The 21739-nt window shown below is 41.9% G+C and carries 21 protein-coding genes, 1 tRNA gene and 1 pseudogene; 15 read left to right on the forward strand and 8 right to left on the reverse strand.

Annotated elements, in window-relative coordinates; genetic code table 11:
• Positions 1–20: 20 nt before the first annotated feature.
• The gene (locus tag D0463_RS05090) at positions 21–929 is read right to left on the reverse strand and encodes an NAD-dependent epimerase/dehydratase family protein (protein ID WP_117305811.1); all 909 of its coding nucleotides are present in this window, start codon (positions 927–929) and stop codon (positions 21–23) included.
• Positions 930–1238: 309 nt separating this feature from the next.
• Here D0463_RS05090 and D0463_RS05095 point away from each other — a divergent pair, with 309 nt between their 5' ends.
• From D0463_RS05095 to D0463_RS05105, 3 genes are all read left to right on the forward strand, one after another.
• A complete protein-coding gene (locus D0463_RS05095; protein WP_117305813.1) occupies positions 1239–1442 on the forward strand; it encodes a hypothetical protein in 204 nt (67 codons plus the stop codon).
• Between the two features lie 3 nt (positions 1443–1445).
• A complete protein-coding gene (locus D0463_RS05100; protein ID WP_117305815.1) occupies positions 1446–1637 on the forward strand; it encodes a hypothetical protein in 192 nt (63 codons plus the stop codon).
• 155 nt (positions 1638–1792) lie between these two features.
• A complete protein-coding gene (locus tag D0463_RS05105; protein WP_117305817.1) occupies positions 1793–2353 on the forward strand; it encodes a hypothetical protein in 561 nt (186 codons plus the stop codon).
• Between the two features lie 225 nt (positions 2354–2578).
• On the opposite strand, the gene D0463_RS05110 is transcribed toward D0463_RS05105, so the two are convergent.
• On the reverse strand, positions 2579–2953 hold the full coding sequence (locus tag D0463_RS05110) for a FliH/SctL family protein (RefSeq protein WP_117305819.1): 375 nt from the start codon (positions 2951–2953) through the stop codon (positions 2579–2581).
• A gap of 344 nt (positions 2954–3297) precedes the next feature.
• On the opposite strand from D0463_RS05110, the gene D0463_RS05115 reads away from it, so the two are divergent.
• From D0463_RS05115 to D0463_RS05135, 5 genes and pseudogenes are all read left to right on the forward strand, one after another.
• Complete coding sequence (locus D0463_RS05115; RefSeq protein WP_254052714.1) at positions 3298–4011, forward strand: ferritin-like domain-containing protein; 714 nt, start codon at positions 3298–3300, stop codon at positions 4009–4011.
• Positions 4012–4103: 92 nt separating this feature from the next.
• Positions 4104–5320, forward strand: a pseudogene (locus D0463_RS05120) (IS256 family transposase).
• 681 nt (positions 5321–6001) lie between these two features.
• Positions 6002–7504, forward strand: a complete 1503-nt coding sequence (locus tag D0463_RS05125; RefSeq protein WP_117305823.1) for a malate:quinone oxidoreductase — start codon at positions 6002–6004, stop codon at positions 7502–7504.
• Positions 7505–8020: 516 nt separating this feature from the next.
• The gene (locus tag D0463_RS05130; protein ID WP_117305826.1) at positions 8021–8716 is read left to right on the forward strand and encodes a hypothetical protein; all 696 of its coding nucleotides are present in this window, start codon (positions 8021–8023) and stop codon (positions 8714–8716) included.
• 118 nt (positions 8717–8834) lie between these two features.
• Positions 8835–9044, forward strand: a complete 210-nt coding sequence (locus tag D0463_RS05135) for a hypothetical protein (RefSeq protein WP_117305828.1) — start codon at positions 8835–8837, stop codon at positions 9042–9044.
• Between the two features lie 226 nt (positions 9045–9270).
• On the opposite strand, the gene D0463_RS05140 is transcribed toward D0463_RS05135, so the two are convergent.
• Positions 9271–9367: transfer RNA gene (locus D0463_RS05140), tRNA-Sec, on the reverse strand.
• Positions 9368–9564: 197 nt separating this feature from the next.
• Between D0463_RS05140 and D0463_RS05145 the strand changes: the two genes are divergently transcribed.
• From D0463_RS05145 to selB, 5 genes are all read left to right on the forward strand, one after another.
• Positions 9565–9993 (forward strand): DUF2621 domain-containing protein, encoded by a 429-nt coding sequence (locus D0463_RS05145; protein ID WP_117305830.1) that lies wholly within the window; start codon positions 9565–9567, stop codon positions 9991–9993.
• 127 nt (positions 9994–10120) lie between these two features.
• Entirely contained in the window at positions 10121–11266 is a 1146-nt protein-coding gene (locus D0463_RS05150) for an exonuclease SbcCD subunit D (protein WP_117305832.1), read from the forward strand.
• Positions 11263–14400, forward strand: a complete 3138-nt coding sequence (locus D0463_RS05155; RefSeq protein ID WP_117305834.1) for an AAA family ATPase — start codon at positions 11263–11265, stop codon at positions 14398–14400. Before D0463_RS05150 ends, D0463_RS05155 begins: the two co-directional genes overlap by 4 nt.
• An 89-nt stretch (positions 14401–14489) precedes the next feature.
• The gene (gene coaW / locus D0463_RS05160; RefSeq protein ID WP_117305836.1) at positions 14490–15299 is read left to right on the forward strand and encodes a type II pantothenate kinase; all 810 of its coding nucleotides are present in this window, start codon (positions 14490–14492) and stop codon (positions 15297–15299) included.
• A gap of 15 nt (positions 15300–15314) precedes the next feature.
• Positions 15315–17192, forward strand: coding sequence for a selenocysteine-specific translation elongation factor (gene selB, locus D0463_RS05165; RefSeq protein ID WP_117305838.1), 1878 nt, complete (start codon positions 15315–15317; stop codon positions 17190–17192).
• A gap of 37 nt (positions 17193–17229) precedes the next feature.
• Here the strand turns inward: selB and selD are convergent, their stop codons facing one another.
• Together selD and D0463_RS05175 are read right to left on the reverse strand one after the other, a co-directional pair.
• On the reverse strand, positions 17230–18282 hold the full coding sequence (gene selD, locus D0463_RS05170) for a selenide, water dikinase SelD (RefSeq protein WP_117305840.1): 1053 nt from the start codon (positions 18280–18282) through the stop codon (positions 17230–17232).
• A 177-nt stretch (positions 18283–18459) separates the two neighbouring features.
• Complete coding sequence (locus tag D0463_RS05175) at positions 18460–18861, reverse strand: Hsp20/alpha crystallin family protein (RefSeq protein ID WP_117305842.1); 402 nt, start codon at positions 18859–18861, stop codon at positions 18460–18462.
• A 97-nt stretch (positions 18862–18958) separates the two neighbouring features.
• On the opposite strand from D0463_RS05175, the gene selA reads away from it, so the two are divergent.
• Positions 18959–20371 carry an L-seryl-tRNA(Sec) selenium transferase gene (selA, locus tag D0463_RS05180; protein WP_117305845.1) on the forward strand — a complete coding sequence of 471 codons (1413 nt, stop codon included), beginning with the start codon at positions 18959–18961 and terminating at the stop codon, positions 20369–20371.
• Between the two features lie 39 nt (positions 20372–20410).
• Here selA and D0463_RS05185 read toward each other — a convergent pair whose 3' ends face one another.
• On the reverse strand, positions 20411–20569 hold the full coding sequence (locus D0463_RS05185) for a small acid-soluble spore protein P (RefSeq protein WP_117305847.1): 159 nt from the start codon (positions 20567–20569) through the stop codon (positions 20411–20413).
• A gap of 161 nt (positions 20570–20730) precedes the next feature.
• Between D0463_RS05185 and D0463_RS05190 the strand changes: the two genes are divergently transcribed.
• Positions 20731–20982 carry a hypothetical protein gene (locus D0463_RS05190; RefSeq protein WP_117305849.1) on the forward strand — a complete coding sequence of 84 codons (252 nt, stop codon included), beginning with the start codon at positions 20731–20733 and terminating at the stop codon, positions 20980–20982.
• A 56-nt stretch (positions 20983–21038) separates the two neighbouring features.
• Here D0463_RS05190 and D0463_RS05195 read toward each other — a convergent pair whose 3' ends face one another.
• Together D0463_RS05195 and sspO are read right to left on the reverse strand one after the other, a co-directional pair.
• Positions 21039–21428 carry a VOC family protein gene (locus D0463_RS05195; protein ID WP_117305851.1) on the reverse strand — a complete coding sequence of 130 codons (390 nt, stop codon included), beginning with the start codon at positions 21426–21428 and terminating at the stop codon, positions 21039–21041.
• Between the two features lie 102 nt (positions 21429–21530).
• A complete protein-coding gene (gene sspO / locus D0463_RS19195; protein WP_133299558.1) occupies positions 21531–21680 on the reverse strand; it encodes a small acid-soluble spore protein O in 150 nt (49 codons plus the stop codon).
• Positions 21681–21739 lie beyond the last annotated feature (59 nt).

The following is a 21739-nucleotide window of genomic DNA, read 5'->3' on the forward strand; positions in this document are numbered from 1 at the left end:
CCCATTGCTTTTTGTTTTTATTATATGTTTGTATTTGATAAAGCAAGCTCGTCCTCAGGCAGTGCCTTCGTTTTTCCGTCATCATTCAGCACATCACGCCATGTATGTCTTGGTTCATAACCAAGAATCTGTTTGGCCTTATCGTATGACATAAGAGTCTGATGGCCTTCGATAGGTGTCTTTAAAGTGACATTCGGGAAAAATCTGTCTACCAGCTCCTTGCTGGTCTCAGGAAAAATGGTATCCGGGGCCGTAATATGGAAAATTTCGAATCCCAAATCATCCTTTTCTATGGCAAGAAGACAGGCTCTGGCTGCATCCCGGACATCGCAATAGGCCCATGCATTTTTCTTTTGAGCGTCTCTTTGTCCTTCTTCACTCCAATGCATGATCGGAATTTTTTCATATTCATCCGGCTCATACATATTGGCAAACCGCAGCGCAACGACTTGGGTGTTTGCCATCTTGTTAAACATTTGTGACAGGTTTTCAGTCAACCGTTTTGCCATAGCATAGGAAGATTTGACGATTGTCGGATGTTCTTCGTCCACCGGCAGGTAGCTAAGTTCTTCCGGCTTGAACGGATAGCCGAGAACCGTTTCACTTGATGCCCATACAAGCTTAGGGATTTGAAGATCTTTGCAGGCTTCAAGGATGTTGAAATTAACGATCATATTGTTTTCAAATATTGCCTGGGATGTATTCCGTACATCTGTAGGGATATTCCCCAGGTGGACAACTGCGTCGCTTCCTTTTAAAAGCTGAACGACCTGGCCATAATCACGCAATTCGGCCTGGATAAAATTTTGGGCGCGAGATTCCTCCCGCAATTTTCTATCCGATGCTGTGACCTCATGACCGGCTTCCAGGATGGTCCTGACCGTCCATCGCCCGATTTTACCTGCTGCTCCCGTTACCACTACTTTCACGATTTACCGCTCCTTTATCATGTTTTACCAATTAGGGTACGCCTTCTGAGAATTGCCCGGATAAATGAGCACAAAATCCTCACAGCCAGTCGCACCTAATATCCTTGTTAGATTTCCCGTTTGTTAATTTTTTATGGGAGGAGACAGAATACCAAATAATGGTGGTTAACCTTATGTTTGGCCAAAAAAGTTTGATGTTGTGGAGAAATCATAATTAACTTTGTGTCAATAATACTTTGCAATAATTGAAGGATAAACTGTGGTAAAATGATATACAAATAATCATGCTGTAGACAATCGAGGTAAGTAATGAAGATTTATCGGTTGAAAAAAGATTATAAACATCTTTTCAAAAAAGGAGCAATATTCTTTCTCGTTTCACATTCTGAATTTATTGGAGTCAAAGAGTTTGTCCTCCAATCTCAAGATCTGAAAGTAAAGCTGAATGTAAATGAGGAAGAACTAGAGAGTTATTTTTTTGAATCAAAAGAATTTATTTATACAGGAGAGTAAATGATGAGAGAATTAATTCAAGATTGTTTTATTGATACCCTGGGCATGCCGCCAAGTGACGAACAAATCGAAACTGTTATCAAGAATATGCCCGAAGAATTAGTCAACTTAGCCGAGCAATCGGGAGAAAACGATAGCGAAGTTAGAGATAAAGTGTACGTATGGCTGAATGAAAACATTAATGACTTTCTATAAAAGCCTTTGTTCTTATTAATTTTATATCTTATTTTTCATTATAATTAGTATTGCAAAAGAAACTTTCACTGATTCATTCAACCTAAACTATATAGCTAAAAGGGACGATAAGACATTTAGTAATATGATAATAATTAGTTTAATGAGGTGCATTTATGGCTAACGCGGCAGGTCGAAAAAGGCTAAAGGTTGAAGGGGAAAACGGCAGTATTGAACTGACGAGTTATGATAAAGGACACGTATACATAGGTTACTACAATTTGGTTGTATTAGGCGAGGTTAAAAACGGTTATATACGCACTACCCATATGCTTTATGAATTATTAAATGTATCCAAATCATCGTTAAAGCTTGGAAAGGAAGAGTTACAGAGGATAGAGAGTTTTATAGAAACTCTAAATTCCGATAAATCGTTAATCACATCCAATCAGGCATTTGAGGCAGCTTTAGAAGCAAGGCAACCATTTAAAGGTGCGGTGGTCTGTATTCTTCGCATCGAGCGATATGATGACAGTGGAGACCCTTATTATATGTATCAATTGTATAAAGATGGTCATGGATATGGAGAATTGACGAGTGAATCACTGATCATGCGCAACCTTATGCAATTAATACCTGCCCTTGGCAACCTTCAGTTAATCGATGTGGTAAAACTAAAGGGCAACAATGTAAAGCCGTTTGAAACATGGACAGAAGTATTAGATTTTGAAGAATAATAAAGGGCCGGCGGATGCCGCTCTTGCGGAGCAATCACTGATCTGGCCCCATCTTTCCGGCTCGCGGTTTATTATATATTGATATAGAATAGTACAGAAAACCCCTTGGGCCGGATCAACCCTTGGGGCTCTTCTTTATTATTAGGCTGTAATGTGCATTAACTTTAGTGTCCTTAACTAAGATATTGATCTTTCTGATTTTTTCACGATAAAATGCCGGAATATTTATGGCTTCTGATTCGGGCCGTTTAGATCTAAAATAATTTTGCCAGACCATTCTTGGCCACTTGGTGTACCGACCCTTATGTCAACTTCATTAGGCCAGGAAGGGTGCAGCCTTGGTTGACCTCCAGGATAATTCCCCGCTTGTTGCCCTGCTCGGTAACCATCCCGATAACCTGCCCGATAACCATCCCGATACCCTTGTCTATAGCCTTGTCTATAACCCTGTCGGTATCCTTGCTGATACCCTGGTTGTTGCCCGGGATACTGTCCTGCTTGTTGCCTGTTAAGTTCCTCTGCTGTTATTTCTGTCTGCATATCATGTTCCTGACTTATTGGATTAACCGGCACATGATAGTACTGATTTTCATTATCCATATAATCACCACCTCATGCATGGTATGCTGTTTGGTAATCATTGAGCCTTTCCAAGCGATAAAAATTACAGAACCATCATCGTGTATGAAAAAATCAGTACATAGTTACTTAATTGGACGGTTTAGATAAAGACGAACTAATAGACATAGTATCCACTGAACAAAAACAAAACCCCTTCCTGATAAACATTCTAGATCTTTTAAAGAGGAACAGTCTTTCACCTGGACGCACTTCTATCCTGTGCATTGTACTCCATTGATTAACATTTTTGAATTGAATTTCTTCTTTCTGCAAATAATACAAATTGGTTAGGAAAAATAAACAATAAAGGAATGGAATCAAAAGTGGAACAAAATATGGGAATACATGAGAATATGAGCAACTTTGAAGGTAAGTTCAATCTAGATAAAACTGGATTTGATCCTAAGATGCCAGGTCACACAAGCCATCATGACATGATACTTAGGCAGGAGCCGAGAACAGTAAAGAAGATTGGAGCAGGTATAAGCCTGCCATATGAAACAAGAGAAGAAATGGCTTTACATCTTGATGATCACCAATGTGCATTAAATGTTGCCCTTCATCAGTATAATAAACATCACTGGTTGACAGAAGGGGCAGAGGCATTTTTAAGTTTACACGAACTTCTGAATGAACACAGAGAAAAAACAAATGAACATATCGATATGGTAGGGGAGCGTGTAGCACGTTTAGGTGGTGTCCCAACAGCGCATCCTATTACACAGCATGAACTTTCTTATATTAAGCATGAAGTGGAAGGACGCTATACGATGCGGGATTTCCTTCGGAACGATTTAGAACATGAGTTGAAAATTCAACAAATGTTAAGAAAAACGATTGAGCGAGCAACAGAATTAAAAGACTTTGGAACTGCGGAGATTCTACAGGAAGTGTTAACAGACCGTGAAGATTTAGGATACCATTTATATAGTAACCTTGAAGATGATTCTTTAGTTCGTGGCATGACCCACTTAGTGGATAATCACGAGGACATTGCTGGAGATCGCCCCATGGATCCTAAAAGTAAGTTACAGTAAAAATAATAAGAGGTTAGAAAGACCGAAAAAATTTGAGGATGTAAGAAGTTTTGTGTAAATGGTTAAACTTACCATTAAGGAGATGATCATTTATGCAAAACGAAACAAACTGGTTGGCTAAAGAATTAGCGAAAGATTGTCGGACAGTGGAAGACATTCAGGAAAAGTTGAAGGATCTGTTCAAAAATACCATTCAACATGTATTTGAAGCTGAGATTGACGATCACCTTGGCTACAAGAAGCATGATAACGAAGGTGACCATTCCGGAAACAACCGAAATGGATATAGCGAAAAAAAAGTTAAAACCAAGTTTGGAAATACAGAGTTAAAAGTGCCGAGAGACAGAAAAGGCAAATTTGAACCACAGATTATCAAGAAGTATGAAACTACATCGAACGGACTGGAAGACCAAATTATAGGCCTTTATGCAAAAGGCATGTCGACCAGAGACATTGAAGACCACATGCAGGATCTCTATGGAATAGAAGTCTCGCCTTCCATGGTCAGTAAGGTAACCGATAAAATCATGCCCCTTATTGTGGAATGGCAATCACGTCCCTTGGATCGGGTCTATCCGATCGTCTTTTTGGATGCCATCCACTTCAAAGTACGGAAAGAAAATCGGATGGTAAGCAAGGCTGCCTACAGTGTTTTAGGAATCAATCTGTCTGGCCACAAAGAGATTTTGGGCATTTGGATTGGAGAAAATGAGAGTGCGAGTTTCTGGCTGGGAGTCTGTAATGATTTGAAAAACAGAGGGATACTGGATATCCTGATTGCCTGTAAGGACGGGCTTTCTGGCTTCTCTGAGGCTATCAGCACAGTCTTTCCGCAGACCGATATCCAGTTATGCATCATTCACCAAATCCGTAATTCTATGAAGTATGTTTCATATAAGGAACAAAAAGCCATTATGACAGACTTGAAGAAAATCTATCAGGCCCTCACTCTGGAAGAGGCTGAACTGGAGTTCTCCAACTTCAAGGAGAAATGGGTCAAAAAGCACCCAATCATCATCAAATCATGAGAAAGAAACTGGCTGGAATTGACCGCCTATTTTAGTTACCCTGCCGAAATCAGAAGGCTCATTTATACCACAAATACGATTGAAGGCTATCACCGTCAGCTCAGGAAAGTCACCAAGACAAAGACAGCCTATCCAACGGATGATTCCCTCAGGAAGATTATTTATCTGGCTACTATGGAAATCTCAAAGAAATGGACGATCCCTGTAAGAGGATGGAAGAATGTATATCACAACTGGCCATTTATTATGGGGATAGATTGGAAGCTGAGCTTTCAGCCTGACCGAAGTGTTGTTCCGGCTTGACATGGAGCCTCTGCGGGCAGGATTTCTGGCGATTGCGCGATACCTTCTAAAAGAAAGGCATCACCCGGCTCAGAGCCTATCATACCCGCAACTCCATATAAAGCCTTTACATATAACGAAGTGAAAACCCCATTTACACAAAAAGATTTATACTCCCCAATCGAACCCACCAGAGACGACACGCGCCTCTCACGCGGTTTTGAAGTTAGAGGAAATGTGTTATTTCTAGTTTTTTAAGGGTTTTTTTTGCTGTAAAATCCCTGTTTATAGGCGTTTCACCTGTCTTGAATCAACGTTTCAAGGCTCTTTTCACTTTTGTGGAAAGGGTCTTTTTTATATCTGAAAAATACTTTTGGTCACATTTTGATCAGATTTGACCACATATCATAACTCAATGTACTTCTGAGATTTTTTTGCTGTTTACTCATTAAGTGTATCTGCTACATGAGTATAAATGTTCATCGTCAATTGTATATCAGAATGTCCTAGCCGCTCCTGAACCTCTAGATATTTTAATCTATAAATAATTATAATAGACTATGATATAGTTATAATTGAGACAGAAATGGTGTGTTCCTAGGTCACGCCTGGCTTTTTGTGACACCTAAGCAGGAGCGCCTACATCGTTTTTGCAAATAAAGGGGATAAGGAAGGTTATGATGAGCAGCATACAGAAAAAAACAGACGTTATCTTAATTGGTGGCGGAGTCATGAGCGCGACTTTGGGATCATTACTGAAAGAGTTAGCACCGGAATGGGAAATCAAAGTGTTTGAGAAGCTCGCAAACGCAGGAGAAGAAAGCTCTAACGAATGGAATAATGCAGGTACGGGTCATTCTGCACTGTGCGAGCTTAACTATACATCCGAAAAGTCTGACGGATCTATAGATATTAGCAAAGCTATTAAAATTAATGAACAGTTCCAAGTTTCAATGCAGTTTTGGACTTATCTTGTAAACAGTAAGCTGATTAATAATCCGCAAGACTTTATCATGCCATTACCTCATATGAGTATGGTACAAGGGGAAAAAAATGTAGCTTTTTTAAAGAGACGTTTTGAAGCGCTTTTAAACAATCCTCTGTTTAAAGGTATGGAATTTTCCGATAACCCAGAAAAACTAATGGAATGGATTCCGCTTATTATGGAAGACCGTACATCGAATGAACCTATAGCGGCAACAAAAATCGACTCTGGTACAGACGTTAACTTTGGTGCTTTAACACGCATGATGTTTGACCACTTAAAGAATAAAAACGTCGATATCAAATACAAGCAGAGTGTCGATAATATTAAACGTACTAGCGATGGCTCATGGGAATTAAAAGTGCGTAATGTCGATAACGGTAGCGTAGAACGCCATACTGCGAAATTCGTCTTTATTGGAGGCGGGGGCGGAAGCCTGCATTTACTACAAAAATCTGGTATTCCTGAAGGGAAACATATTGGCGGATTTCCAGTAAGCGGAATATTTATGGTATGTAATAATCCAGAAGTTGTAGCGCAGCATCATGCAAAAGTATACGGCAAAGCTAAGGTTGGAGCTCCTCCAATGTCTGTTCCGCATCTTGATACAAGATATATCGACAATAAAAAATCGTTACTATTTGGACCGTTTGCCGGCTTCTCACCAAAGTTCTTAAAAACAGGTTCAATGTTCGATTTAGTAACTTCCGTAAAACCGAATAATGTCCTAACTATGTTGGCGGCAGGCGCAAAAGAGATGTCTTTGACAAAATACCTGATCCAGCAAGTTATGTTATCGAAAGAACAGCGCATGGAAGAGTTACGAGAGTTTATCCCGAACGCCAAGCTTGAGGATTGGGATTTAGTAGCAGCTGGCCAACGTGTACAAGTTATCAAAGATACTGCTGAGGGCGGCAAAGGAACGCTTCAATTTGGTACCGAAGTTATTACTGCAGCCGATGGCTCGATTGCAGCATTACTAGGTGCTTCTCCAGGTGCTTCTACTGCTGTTCACGTTATGCTTGAGATAATTAAAAAATGCTTCCCGCAACATTTGAAAGAGTGGGAACCAAAAATCAAAGAAATGATTCCTTCTTATGGCGTGTCACTAATGGAAAATCCAGAGCTTCTGCACGAAATTCATACTTCAACAGCAGAGACGCTTGGTCTAAGCAAAAAAGAGCTAGTCTATAGTTAATTCTTTGGATGTAGAAACAAAGGTATTTAATGAAAACGTTTAAGCAACATTTTTTATCAATGGATTGAAGGTTCTTTTTTTCAAAATTCGCAGTTAGAGAGGCTACGGTGAACCGTATCATAAGTGTTCGTTGGTGCTCCAACCGAGGTGCGAATTTAAACACTGGATTCTTATTATAACAAGATGAAGCGAAGACCCTCACTCTTACCAGTGGGGTCTTTTTCGTTGTACAAATCAACATGGAACAACTTTCAAAGTTGGTTGGAGTTTATACCAGCTGCCAGTGAAGATTTAGCAAGGGAAGTATGTGAAAAGAAATATACTCACGTAAATGACTTTTATGTAATTAAATATGCTGTAGAGGTTGAAATTCAGGGTTCAGTTAAAACAAAATAGTAAAATATAATAAAAACCCTCTTTTAAATTAAGATACCTAAATATTATCTTGAATTACCAAATATTACATAAGATAATAAGTATGTATGTGCAATGAGTTAATTTAAGGAGGAATTATAAATGTCTATAGTATTATTTTGGATTGGCTTTGTGGGTATACCTATTTTCTTGGTCTTAGCATTCTTAGATTATCGCAAAAAGTCAGGGAAGATGAAACGAAACTTGTATTTAGCTGGAGCTAGTTTTATATTGTTTTTAATTGGTATAGCTATGACTCCTGAAGCTAAAGTAGAAACTCAAACAGCATCATCAGAAGTAAGTCAGGAAGAAGCTGATCAACTTAACGAAGATATAGAAGCTAAAGAAACTGAACTTAGTGAAATAGAAACCAAGGTAAAAGATAATCAAGAAGCTTATGATGCAGCTATGGCAATTGTAAATGATAAAGAAAACGCTGAAAAGGAATTAACCGATTTAAATAGCGCCGTTGATTCCAAGAAAGGTGAAATTACAGATTTAAACAATGACATTAAAGCAAAAGAAAAAGAATTAGCTTTATTAACGGGCAAAGTGCAACAAAAGAAAGAGGCTCCAAAATCATTGAGTGCTGGCAAATTCACTGTTGGTACTGATATACCAGCCGGACGTTACAAAGTCACATCGAACGGTGGATCTGGGAACTTCTTTATTAATGAAGGAATGGATGCAAACGTAATTATTGGTGGTGGATTTGGCTTAAAAGAATATATTACTCATTTAAATGATGGTGATGCTATTGACATTAACTTCCCTGCCAAATTTACACCTATAGAGTAGTTTATATCGTGGTGTGGTAATTGACGTTGCTGCACCACAAATATTAAATCATCAAGAAGGAATTAAAGCCGAAAGAGATTAATACTATAATCAACAATCTTTTGGAGGATGATGCAAGATGAAAAAGATTCTAACTTTAATTGCTGCTTTGAACCCCGATTTTCGAGATTTTATTGTTAGAATTAAAAACGACATGACTAGTAAGGAAATAAAGAAAGAAAAATACGATAAGGTTTTTGAACAGAAAAGCTATATAAGTTCAACTAAAGATTTTCCTGAATTGCACTTGATTCCATCCTTAATACACAGTCGGTCAATGACTGTCTAGGATTTATATTCTTCATAAAAGCCTGGACGTTCTTCCTAATTACTTGTTTTTTCTGCATTAAAAATAGCGCCCTATAAATAATTTAGTGGACTACAAGTGAAAAGCTTACACAGTCTCATAAAACGGTCTAAAACGGTTTCCCTATTTTTAACACAAAAACCGTGTAGTGCTTCAATGGATTCAATCGTATCGTGATTTCTAATTATCGTTGTCACATCAATATTTTTGGCGGGACCGTGTGGGAATCGAACCCACCAGAGACGACACGCGCCTCTCACGCGGTTTTGAAGACCGAGGAGCGCACCAGCTACCCTTCCGGCCCCGTACTGTAATCAGACTTTCCTATTATATAAGCGAGAAAAACAAATATCAACATGCACGCTCGAAAAACGTTGTTCTCATGCTTTATGGTTGAGTACTGGCAAGTATAAGATGTACTCCCGACAATTCCCTTGTAAAGGAAATCTATCAAGCCTATAATAAATGTAACTATTAAACATATTATATTGGGGTGAACGCCGTGCTGAGCGGATGGTTTTTGTGGTTTATCCTATTTTGGATAGTCGTATTGATTTCCCTGTTTGCCATTGGCGGCTTTTTCATGTTCAGGAAGTTTCTGAAGCGGCTTCCTAAGGAAGATGGGAAATCCGATATGGACTGGGAAGAATATTATGTAGGGAAAACCAGGCATTTATGGAAAGCGGACCAGAAGGAACTGCTGGAAGATCTGGTGGAGCCTGTTCCAGAATTGTTTCGGGATATTGCCCGCCAGAAAATTGCCGGTAAGATTGGTGAACTGGCCGTGGAGGAAAAGGTATCTGCAATCACGGAGGATTTAGTCATCAGGGGCTATATTTTGGCAACTCCGAAACGTGACCATAAGTTTTTGCGAAAAAAGCTTAACGAAAGACAAGTAAATATGACACCGTATGAGCATCTTTTTAGTTAAGTTTAAACAAGCAGGCAGATCAGAAAAATGATCTGTCTTTTTTTATAACAATTCTTGGAACATATGTACGGAGTCTTATTGAAAGAGTTATAATACTTAATAGAGATGATAGAGCGGAGTGATGGAAATGAAGTTTATTCATACGGCCGATTGGCATTTAGGAAAAATCGTCCACGGTGTACATATGACGGAGGACCAGAGGCATGCTCTCATACAATTTATTAAAATCGTAGAGGAAGAGAAGCCGGATGCGGTTGTTATTGCCGGAGATTTATATGATCGATCTGTTCCGCCGACCGAAGCAGTTGAATTACTTGATGAAATATTATATACGATAAATGTAGAGATGAAGACGCCGGTTGTGGCGATTTCGGGAAATCACGACAGTGCCGAACGCTTATCCTTCGGTTCTTCCTGGTACCGGCACAGCCACTTATATATGCAGGGGAAACTGGACAACGGCTTTGAGCCGGTGCATATCAATGGCGTTAACTTTTATTTAGTACCATATACAGAGCCTGGTGTCGTTCGCCAGCTTCTTGAAGATGACAGCATTCATTCCCACCAGGATGCAATGAAAGCCATTGCCGGAAAGATTGAAAAAACCCTGAACCATAATGAGCCGAATGTATTTGTCGGACATGCCTTTGTAATTGGAGGGAAAACGTCCGATTCAGAGAGAGCTCTATCTGTAGGAGGATCGGGAGTTGTTTCGCATGATTGCTTCGATGCTTTCAATTACACGGCTCTCGGGCATTTGCATAGTCCTGATGCGATTAAAAGCCCAACCGTTTATTATTCGGGCTCCCTTTTGAAATATTCATTTTCAGAGGCGAAGCAAAAGAAATCGATTTCGATTGTGGATATGAAGGCGGATGGAAGTTTCGATGTTTCCTACCGCTCACTATCCCCTAAACAGGATATGCGTGAAATCGAAGGCTTCATGGAAGAGCTGCTGGATCCGGGGTTCTACCAGTCTCAAAGTATAGAAGATTACTTAAAGATCACACTGATGGATGAGGGCTCGTTGATCGATCCAATCAACCGTTTACGTCAGGTGTATCCGAATGTTCTTCATCTGGAACGGAAATGGGATCTTATCGACCTCAAACGAAAACAGTCTTTTTCGTCTATCAAGGATGAAAAGAAGTCCGAGCTGGACCTTTTTGAAACGTTTTATAAGGAAATGACAGAAAGAGAGTTTGATAGGCCAAAGCGTGATGTCATGACCTCGGTTATTGAGGCTGTCAAAAAGGAGGAAGCTGTGAAATGAGACCTCTTATATTGACGATGCAGGCTTTCGGGCCCTATGCAGGGAAAGAAACGATCGATTTTACGGCATTGGGCAACCGGACGATGTTTGTAATCTCCGGTAAGACCGGCTCGGGAAAAACGACGATTTTCGATGGCATCAGCTTTGCGATTTACGGGAAAGCAAGTGGAGAAGACCGCAACGGACAGGAACTCCGAAGCCAGTTTGCAGACGATGACCTTTCTACAGAAGTAACGCTTGAATTTGCCTTGCGCGGAAAAACCTATTCGATTTGGCGGGCTCCTCAGCAGGAAAGAAAGAAAAAGACTGGTGAAGGTTACGTCATGGTGACTTCTAAAGCTGAGCTATATGAAATTGATGCTGCCGGAGAGAAAAAGCTACTTGGTGCCAATGTCCGGGAAGTCGACGAGAAAATAAAAACAATCATGCAGATCGATGCCAACCAGTTCCGACAAATCCTGATGATACCGCAGGGTGAATTCAGAAAGCTGCTCACTTCGGAAAGCAAGGATAAAGAACAAATTTTGCAGAAGCTATTCCATACGGAATTGTATAAAAGAATCGAAGAAAAGTTAAAACAAGAAGCGGCCGAACTCCGTAAACTCAGCGAGAAAAGCAGAAACGACCGAATCCATCTGATGAAGGAAATACAGGCGGGAGACAATGAGGAACTGATTACTGCCATTAATGCTGATGAACCCAATGAACTATTAGTGCTCCCATTACTGGCAGAAGAAATTCAGCGCAGTGAGGAGAAAATCACTGGCCTAGAAGCGGAAATGAAACAAAAACAAGTGGCAAGAGATCAAGTGCAAGCAGAAGTCTTCAAAGCGGAAGAACTGCTGAAGCGCTTTGCTGAACGGGAGAACTTGAAGCGGGAAAAGGCAGCGCTGGAAGAGAAGAAAACAGAAATTGATCAATACAAATCACAGATTTCCCTTGCTCAGAAGGCAAGGGTGCTGGAAAAGCAGGAACAATTATACTTGAGAGTCGGCAAACAGGTTAAACTGGTAACGGGCGAACTCGAAGAATTGAAGGGTAAAGCAGCTGCTTTGGCAACAGAAAGGGCACAGAACGAAAAGAGCTATGAAGCGGAACTTTCTAAGGCACCCCAGCGGGAGCAAGCACTATCCGAAATTCACCGCCTGCAACAGCTGAGTGAAGCGGTTCAGACCTTTTCAACAGTAAACGAAAAGACAACACTGTTAGAAAGACAATGGAAGGAAAGCAGCCAAAAGAGAGAACTTACGGAAGCCAATCTTGCCGAAATGGAAAAAGAGGCTGAGCGGCTACTGCTTGAGAAGAACAATAGTGAGAAAGCAGCTGTTTTATATGCGGAAAAAGAAAGAAAATTGGAAAAAAACGAAGAACTATTAAATAAATTAAGTAAGATAAATGCAACGAATCAAGAAATGCTTAGACTGCAAGAAACGGTGAAGGAAAAGCAGAAGCGTCTTGAGGCCGCCAAGCAAAGATTCTCAATCGAAAAAGAAAAGATGGAGCAGCTCGAATTGGACTGGCGGAAGAGTCAGGCAGGGATGCTTGCAGTAACGCTTGAACATGGGCAACCATGCCCGGTTTGCGGCTCGCATGAGCATACATCTCCGGCGCACCCTCCCGTTGATATGCCGAGTGAAGAGGCATTAAACAAGCAAAAAACTGCCCTTACTGCGACTGAAACAGATAAAGGAAGTGCAGAATCTCAATATTATCAGGCTGAATCCCAATATAACACTGTAAAAAAGGTGTTTACAGAAAAAATCGAAGAAATTCAGGGCATCCTTAGAGACTTTGATATTTCCAGGATTCATGATTACCAAGACAACCACAAACAGCAACAAGCCGATCTGGCACGAGAATTATCTGATTTAAAGTCAAAAAAAGAATCCCTTGCCGAGCTAGATGAAAAGCTGAGCGTCTTAAAAAAAAAATCTTCAACAGCCAAGTCTTCACTGGAAACCTTGAAAAAAGCCGAAGATACCGTGAAGGCACAGTTCATTGAGAAAAACGCCAGGCTTTCTGGCTTGAAAGAATCAATCCCTGAAGAAATCCGTACGCAAGAGGCCTACCAGCTTGTGTTAAAAAAAGCAATGGCAGCCCATCAAAAGCTGCAGACTGCTCTGGAGGAATCCCAAGCGCAGCTTCAGAAATTCAAGGAAGCAGAGTCAGCTGTTTTGGCTAATCAACAGTCAATCGTAAACCAGCTGGAGAAGCTGAACGAAGAGCTGGAAAAAGAGCGAAACAACTTCAAAGAAGAGATGGAAAAACAAGGGTTTGAGTCGTATGGTGCTTACACTTCATCCAAGAAAAGTGAGAGTGAAATCAACTCGCTTGAAAAATATATCAATGAGTACGAACAGAAATTTCATAGCGTGACTGGGCTGTATCATGATCTTGAATTAAGATTAAACGGGGTCGAAAAGCCGGATTTAGAGGGGCTGCAAAACAAGTTCCTGCTAGTCGATAGTGAATTGGAAGGTGTCCGAAAGCTTCAACACCAGTTAATCACTGCGAAGAGTAAAAATGTAGAAATCGCGGACAAGATTGAAAACATCATCGAAGAACAAAAATCGCTTGATGAGAAATATGCGATGATCGGACACCTGCATGAAATTTCAAAAGGGCAGAACCCGTTCAGGATCACATTCGAGCGGTATGTCCTGGCCGCATTTCTTGATGACATTTTAAAGGAAGCCAATACAAGGCTGCTTAAAATGACAGGCGGGCGCTATCAGCTTCTGCGAAAAATCGACCCGACCCGAATGAATATTCAAAGCGGCTTGGAACTGTCTGTTTACGACCAGTATACCGGACAGGAACGCCATGTGAAGACCCTGTCAGGAGGAGAGAGCTTTAAGGCTGCTCTCGCTCTGGCGCTCGGGCTTGCGGATGTAGTCCAACAATATGCAGGCGGCATTTCGCTTGAAACGATGTTCATTGATGAAGGATTTGGGACGCTCGATCCCGAATCCCTGGACAACGCAATTGAAGCGTTAATGGATATCCAAAGCAGCGGAAGGCTCGTTGGGATCATCTCCCACGTACCGGAGCTGAAGGAACGGATTGATGCCCGGCTTGAAGTTATTTCGACTCAAAAAGGAAGCTCGACTGAATTTCAATTTTTCGGTGCGTAAAGCGGAAGTTCAATTGTTCCTCAAACCTGTGTTCAAGGTGCTATAATCAATTTCATAGCAATTATAATAGATAAAGAGAGGGATTCGTGATGACAGTGAAAAGGATTGGGATTGATGCTGGTGGTTCGCTTATTAAGTTGGCTTATTTTGAAGAAGAAAAGCTACATGTGAAAACTTATTCCTATCATGATTTGTCATCGCTTATCAAGTGGCTCTCGATTATTGCCCCAGAAGCTAGAATTTGTATCACCGGAGGAAAAAGCGGGCGCGTTCAGGAAAAACTGACTTTGCCTGCTAAAGTAATCGATGAATTTGAAGCAACTGTGGAAGGGGCAGCTTTTCTGCTGAAGCAGGAGGCTAAACAATCAGTGGACCGCTGCATTGTTGTAAATGTCGGAACCGGTACCTCGCTCCATTTACTTACAGAGAATTCTTCCGAAAGGATTATTGGAACCGGGGTTGGAGGCGGGACATTTCTTGGCTTGGCTTATTTACTGTCGGGCGAAGATGATTTCAGAGAGGTCGTTTCCCTTGCAGAAAAGGGCAGCCGTTCGGAAATGGATCTGCAGGTGAAAGACATCTATGCACCACTAGAACCTCCCATTCCCGGACACTTTACAGCAAGCAACTTCGGAAAAGCTTCAGGCTTAAGCAGTGCAAAGAAAGAAGATGCAATTGCCGCTTTAACCGGGATGATAGCCCAAACAATTATGCTGTTAGCGGTACAGGCAGCGGGTATTCATCAAGTAAAGGATATTGTTTATATCGGCGGAACGGTGGCTGGCAATAAGCCGATACAACTCATGCTATCAGATGCTACAACAGCTTTCGGCTGCCAGCCACTTTTTCTGGAAAAAGGGGAATACAGCGGGGCTATCGGAGCGCTTCTATTTCAGTGAAAAAGGATGTCCGTGATGAAAAAGCATTTTACAATCGGAATGGCCGGGCATATTGACCATGGGAAGACGTCGCTTACAAAAGCGCTGACCAATGTAGATACCGACCGCCTAAAAGAAGAAAAGGAACGGCAAATATCGATTGAATTGGGATTTGCACCTCTTTATGAAAATGAAGAGTTGCAGGTTTCGGTCATCGATGTCCCGGGACATGAACGATTTATTCGGCAAATGATCGCAGGAGTGGCGGGGATTGATTTAGTTGTACTTGTGGTTGCCGCTGACGAAGGGGTTATGCCACAAACGAAGGAACACTTGGAGATCTTGGACTTTTTAGGTATCAAAAGAGGGATTGTTGCGATTTCGAAAAGTGACAAGGTGGAAGCGGACTTCCTTGACTTGGTCAAGGAAGAGATTGTGCTTGAGCTCGAAGAAAGCATCTTTAAAGATTCCCCGGTAATTATGGTGGACAGTTTATCGAAAAAAGGGATAGAAGAGTTGAGACAGCTTATCCTGGCAGAACTGGGAACCCTGGAATCCAGGGATACCAAAGGGCCGTTCAGGCTACCAATCGATCAGGTGTTTACTGTGAAAGGGCAGGGAACTGTTATCCGCGGAACCGTCTATGAAGGGTCCGTGGAAGAGGGGCAGTCTTTGCTCATACTTCCCAAAAACCTTGGGACGAAAGCCCGACAGCTGCAGGTCCATCATAAGCCTGCTATTCGTGCTTTCGCAGGCCAGAGAGCAGCGGTCAATCTCTCCGGAGTCGCAAAAGAAGATATCGAACGCGGAGATGTCCTGGTATCTTCCGAGCAGTTCATCGTCACTAAAACTTTGGATGTTTCGTTAAGAACAACCGGTGACCTGGAGCATATTGTCAAACAAAGAATGCCGATTAAATGCCATATTGGCACTTCCGAGGTAATGGGGCGGATTGTCTTTTTTGACAGAAATGAAATGGGTTCAGAAAATGGAGAGATTCTCTGTCAGCTTCGGCTAGAAGAAGAAATCGTTACAAAGAGGGGCGACCGTTTTATCCTGCGCCGTCCAAGCCCGCAGGAAACGATAGGCGGCGGCTGGGTCATTGATCCAAAGGGAGATAAATACCGGTTTGGCATGAAGACGATTGAAGAATTGGCCAGGAAAAAAGAAGGCAACCCGGAGGAGCGGATCATTTCAGCTTTGATGGAATCAAAAGGCTTGTCCGTTAATGAGTTAATGACGCGCACGTCCCTCCCCGAAGAAGAAATCATTCAGGTATTGGATCAGAGTGAATTCAACGAATATGGACAGGGACAATACACGACCAAGCGGGTAATCGATAACCTTACTGAAGAAGTGTATGATCGATTGAAGGAGTACGAGCAGGCGAATCCAATGAGGAAGGGCCTCAACAAAGCAGAGGTCATCCAAGGGCTTCAAGCTGTTTCCCCAAAAGCACTGCTTGAATTTGTGTTAACCCTTGGTGAAGAAAAAGACATTTGGAAAAGAGACGGCCAATTTTTCTTCACCGCTGACTTTGCACCCCATATTCCGAAAAATTGGAGCAAACGGGTGGAAGGTATGTTAGAGGCAATAAAGCAGGATAGCTTGCAGGTACGCTATCTGGAAAATTATCTCCAAGATGCTGGCATTCCAGAAACCATCCGTCCGGAATTAACCCGCTTTCTTCATGGGGAAAATTGGATAGTACCACTGGATGATAAATTCTATCTTTCCGTTGATATTTTCACGGAAGCAGTAAATAGGCTCAAGGAACACACAGGAACTTCCTTTGAAGTAGCAGACGCTAAAGAGATTCTTGGCCTATCGCGGAAATATATGATTCCTTTCCTAGAAAGGCTGGACAGCGAAAAGCTTACCCGACGCGAAGGAAACAACAGAATATGGCTATAAAAAAATCCGTTTGAGTCGCTCAAACGGATTTTTCTCTTTATAATACGTATATTGTTTTTTCTCGTTTTTCCGTTACAGCACCGACGATTGCTGCATTCGACATACCGGCTTCATGCAGGTTGGCGATAAATTCGTTAGCTTCGTTCTCAGGGATGCTTACAAGCAAACCACCGGAAGTAATCGCATCACATAGAACTAACTGTTCTTCCAAAGGCATGCTCTTTGGATACAACACATTACCGGCTAGCCAGGAATGGTTTGACTTTGAACCGCCTGGGATAATTCCTTCGGCCGCAAGTTTATGGGCACCTTCCAATACAGGGACTTTATCGCTGAAAATCTCGAAGCTCACTTCGCTGCCGCCTGCCATTTCACTGGCATGTCCCAATAAACCGAATCCGGTTACATCGGTCACAGCATGAGGATGGAAAGGCTTTAACGTTTCGGCCGAAAGCTTATTCAACATGGCCATTGTTTCGGTAACGGCTTTCTCCTGCTCAGGATTGACGGCATTTCGCTTAATCCCAGTAGTCAGGATCCCGACACCGATCGGCTTAGTCAGTACTAACAGGTCACCTGGCTTGGAGCCGATATTTTTCCAAATCTTGTCTGGATGCACAATCCCGGTAACCGATAAACCAAACTTCGGTTCCTGGTCATCGATGGAATGGCCGCCCGCAGTGATAGCGCCTGCTTCTGCCACTTTATCCTGCGCACCCTTGAGGATTTCGGCGAGCATTTCGCCCCCGAGTTTTTTGATTGGATAGCCGACGATATTCAGCACCGTTTTAGGCTCACCGCCCATGGCATAGACATCACTCAGAGAATTTGCAGCGGCGATCTGGCCGAACATATACGGATCATCGACAATCGGCGTAAAAAAGTCCACCGTCTGAATGAGGGCGATTTCATCTGTCAGTTTATAAACTCCTGCATCGTCTGATGTTTCGTTGCCTACAATCAGCTCAGGAATTGGATTTTGTTTTGGTAAAAGACGCAAAACTTGCGCCAGGTCCTCGGGACCAATTTTGCAGCCTCAACCAGCTTTGGTTGACATGGCTGTAAGCCGGATCTTTTCATGTTCTGTCATCAGTTCATCCACCTCCATCTTTCCTAGTATAATTCATTATTTCATTTATACGCTATGGATAAGCTCCGATTTTTGTTAAAGAAATTATTTATATTAAAATGACTTGCATGGAGGTGTCTGGTATGGAATATGAGGTGCAAATGGGCAATAGAAAAAGGATGATAACGGTCATCCTTTTTAACAGTGAATGATGATTTCCTTTTGGGAAGAAAAAACGGCGTCTTTTTTGGATATCCTAATCTCTAAAATATTATTGCTGAAGACTGCAGTGATTTTTTTACTGCTGATGGAAAAGGGAAAGGGAACCGTACGTTCGGTAGGTTTTTCATCTGAATCAGCCTTAGTTTTAACATAGGCAGTGATAACCAGTTGCTTGCCATTCGCTTTTATCTTTATTTTTTTAGGTTTCTTTTCGTCAAACAAAGCTTCCACGATGTATTCTTCATTGCACTCAAATATATCCACTCTATAGGTGTATTGATCGAGTAAATTCGTATTTGGGTCAAGGAAATACTTTTCCATCATTTTGTCAAATTGGCCCGCCTTCACATTGTTGTCATCGCGATGATCCTTCGACATTGCCATTCCTCCACGTACCTTTGCTTCATTCTATGTATTTCCTGCCATTTCGTGAAAAATGATATAATAGGTAAATCAAAATATAGGAGGGACCTCTGTGGTTCAACAGCTTTTACGACTGATCCCGCCGGTACATGAACTGCAGAAGCATGACCGGTTTTTGGATTTGATAAAAAATGACGGCTATGATGAAAAAACGCTGACGGCCATTTTAAAAGAAACACTGCAAGAGGTACGGCAGCTCATACAAAAAGAGGAATGGAAAGAGGCGGAACCGGGTACAGCTGGTTTTGTGATGAGCCTGTTTGATAATGTCCATCGAACGATTGATGAGAAATATTCTTATCGACTAAACAGGGTGATTAACGCGACGGGTACCGTCATACATACTAATCTGGGCCGTTCCCGGTTAAGCGAGGCAGCGATCCAGCATGTAGTGGATGTCGCCAGAAATTATTCCAATCTCGAATATAAGCTGGAAGAAGGGGAGAGGGGTTCACGGCATAGCCATATCGAAAGCTGGATTATGGAAATTACCGGAGCTGAAGCGGCGATGGTCGTGAATAACAATGCGGCGGCTGTGTTTCTCGTTCTCCGAGCTCTTGCTAACCAAAAAGAAGTGATTGTATCCCGCGGCCAGCTGGTGGAAATCGGCGGATCTTTTCGAGTTTCATCAATCATGGAAGAAAGTGGGGCCAGCCTTGTTGAAGTCGGTACGACCAATAAAACGCATTTGCCTGACTATGAGCAAGCGATTACCGATGAGACAGCTATTTTGATGAAAGTGCATACGTCCAACTTTAAAATGATCGGCTTTACCGAAACGGTGGAAGCACCGGAGTTGATAGATTTAGCAGCCAAGCATGACCATGTCCTTTTCTATGAAGATCTTGGCAGCGGAGTGTTATACGACCTTGAAAAAGAGGGGATAGGGGAAGAGCCCATCGTAAAAGCGGTTGTGGAAACCGGGGCAGACTTAGTCACATTCAGTGGTGATAAGTTGCTCGGCGGGCCACAGGCAGGGATCATCGCTGGTAAAAAGAAATATATCGACATCCTGAAAAAGCATCAACTGGCAAGAGTACTGCGCGTTGATAAAATGACGCTTGCCGCACTTGAGGCTACTCTAGCAGATTATATGAAGGGGCAAACAGCGGCAGACAACATTCCAACGATCAGGGATATCATGCAGAGTGAGGATGTATTGCGGAAGAAAGCCAATCTTTTCGAAAAGCTTGTAAAAGAGAGCGAACGTGGTTTTACGACAGCAATGGTCCAAGAAACAAGCGCTATTGGCGGTGGTACGATGCCAGGGGTGGAAATTCCGACATATGCCGTTTCGATTAGGCAAGAGCTTATATCCGCAAATGAACTCCATGAGAAACTGCGGATGGCGAATCCGCCAGTGATTACAAGGATCAAGCAGGATGAGCTTTTGTTTGATATGAGAACAGTAACGAGCGAGGAAATTTATGAAATGGCAACGGTTTTACAGAAGATAAACTTGTAATTGGAGCAGAAAGTCCTATCATAGGACTCCTGCTTTTTTTTACATATCGTGACTGCTGTTATGTTTTTGGCGGCTGTGGTTGCGGTTTTTTACTTTTTTGGATCCGCTTAGCGGTTCAGGCTGTCCGGAATGTGGTACCTTGCCGGCATTGTTGCGTATATCCTTCGCATCGTTTTTATTCAATCTGATCCCCTCCATTACCCAAAGAAGCATCATTCAAACTGTAAGCACGTATTGGCTTACATTAGTAAGATGCCTAAGATCGACTCTTTATATTCTGGTTGGGGTTGGTGGTGGTACATAAAATTATGTGAGATGTAAATCCTAACAAAACAATCATCATTAAGGAGTTGAGCATCATGCCATACCACAAAAACAAACAGCAGGCATTTCAAGCCGTGCAACAAGGCGTAAAGGAAGCGGTTGATGTGTATTCGGACATCGAACGTGATGACGCTGACTATGGAGGCCAACTATCCCATTTAAAACAGGAAGTTAACGAAGCCTTCCAGCAAATCGAAAATGCCCTTGAAAATGCTTCTGAGCATCAGCGGGTACAATTAGAGGAATATTTAAAGGGGCTTAAGAACATCTTAAAAGACTCTGAATGATTTCACTTCAATACAAAGAGGGAGTTGTGAATGATAACTCCCTTTAAGTGATACTTTTATTTCCATACGGTCATTCGCTCAGCAAGGGTAGAAGTGTGAAATTCTAACTGAGTCCCGTCAGGATCAAGAAAATAAACGGATGAACCGATACCTCTCTTTTCAGGACCACGGATTATCCGAATACCATTATTTTGTAAATGACCCGCAGCTTGATCGAACTCAGACTCGGCAATGAAAAATGCTACATGATCTACACCCAGGCTGTCGCTCTGCTCTGCTTTTTCATGCCTCTCCAAAAGACAAACCCAAGCATCACCCCATTCAAGATAAGCATCTTTATTGCCTTTATGGACAATGTTCATTCCAAGTATTCCACCGTAAAAGTCCAGAGATTTCTCCAAGGATGAGACATTAATGGTCACATGGCTAAACCCTTTCATGTTCATAATTACCTCCGCAAAATAAAAAGATTTGAGTTCATTATATCAATAAATATAATGGCGAAAATTAAAAAGGCGGCCTTGATATTCAAGACCAGCCTAGATTTATTATTGGTTTTTCTTGCGTTTTTTATTGTTTTGTTTCTGCTCTTCTGTCAGGGGCTCGTTGGAAAACTCCTCATTGTATCCGGCGCCAATCCCCTGGGCTTTTGCTGCATTCATGCCCGGAATCACATGGTTCGCTTTACGTTTTGCCATCATCCAACACCTCCACACTTAGCTTGTGAGCAGGGAAGTATATTTATACAATCAATTTG

Origin of the sequence: Bacillus sp. V59.32b (assembly GCF_003429085.1) — a bacterium.
Lineage (GTDB): Bacteria > Bacillota > Bacilli > Bacillales > DSM-1321 > Peribacillus.

Excerpts from the sequence above, each read along its gene's own strand:
- D0463_RS05095 (WP_117305813.1), top strand. The coding sequence starts at position 1,239 with ATGAAGATTTATCGGTTGAAAAAAGATTATAAACATCTTTTCAAAAAA.
- D0463_RS05100 (WP_117305815.1), top strand. The coding sequence starts at position 1,446 with ATGAGAGAATTAATTCAAGATTGTTTTATTGATACCCTGGGCATGCCG.
- D0463_RS05130 (WP_117305826.1), top strand. The coding sequence starts at position 8,021 with ATGTCTATAGTATTATTTTGGATTGGCTTTGTGGGTATACCTATTTTC.
- D0463_RS05135 (WP_117305828.1), top strand. The coding sequence starts at position 8,835 with ATGAAAAAGATTCTAACTTTAATTGCTGCTTTGAACCCCGATTTTCGA.
- D0463_RS05195 (WP_117305851.1), bottom strand. The coding sequence starts at position 21,428 with ATGAACATGAAAGGGTTTAGCCATGTGACCATTAATGTCTCATCCTTG.
- D0463_RS05150 (WP_117305832.1), top strand. The coding sequence starts at position 10,121 with ATGAAGTTTATTCATACGGCCGATTGGCATTTAGGAAAAATCGTCCAC.
- selB (WP_117305838.1), top strand. The coding sequence starts at position 15,315 with ATGAAAAAGCATTTTACAATCGGAATGGCCGGGCATATTGACCATGGG.
- D0463_RS05190 (WP_117305849.1), top strand. The coding sequence starts at position 20,731 with ATGCCATACCACAAAAACAAACAGCAGGCATTTCAAGCCGTGCAACAA.
- sspO (WP_133299558.1), bottom strand. The coding sequence starts at position 21,680 with ATGGCAAAACGTAAAGCGAACCATGTGATTCCGGGCATGAATGCAGCA.
- D0463_RS05185 (WP_117305847.1), bottom strand. The coding sequence starts at position 20,569 with ATGGAGGGGATCAGATTGAATAAAAACGATGCGAAGGATATACGCAAC.
- D0463_RS05125 (WP_117305823.1), top strand. The coding sequence starts at position 6,002 with ATGAGCAGCATACAGAAAAAAACAGACGTTATCTTAATTGGTGGCGGA.
- D0463_RS05155 (WP_117305834.1), top strand. The coding sequence starts at position 11,263 with ATGAGACCTCTTATATTGACGATGCAGGCTTTCGGGCCCTATGCAGGG.
- D0463_RS05105 (WP_117305817.1), top strand. The coding sequence starts at position 1,793 with ATGGCTAACGCGGCAGGTCGAAAAAGGCTAAAGGTTGAAGGGGAAAAC.
- D0463_RS05110 (WP_117305819.1), bottom strand. The coding sequence starts at position 2,953 with ATGGATAATGAAAATCAGTACTATCATGTGCCGGTTAATCCAATAAGT.
- D0463_RS05175 (WP_117305842.1), bottom strand. The coding sequence starts at position 18,861 with ATGTCGAAGGATCATCGCGATGACAACAATGTGAAGGCGGGCCAATTT.
- coaW (WP_117305836.1), top strand. The coding sequence starts at position 14,490 with ATGACAGTGAAAAGGATTGGGATTGATGCTGGTGGTTCGCTTATTAAG.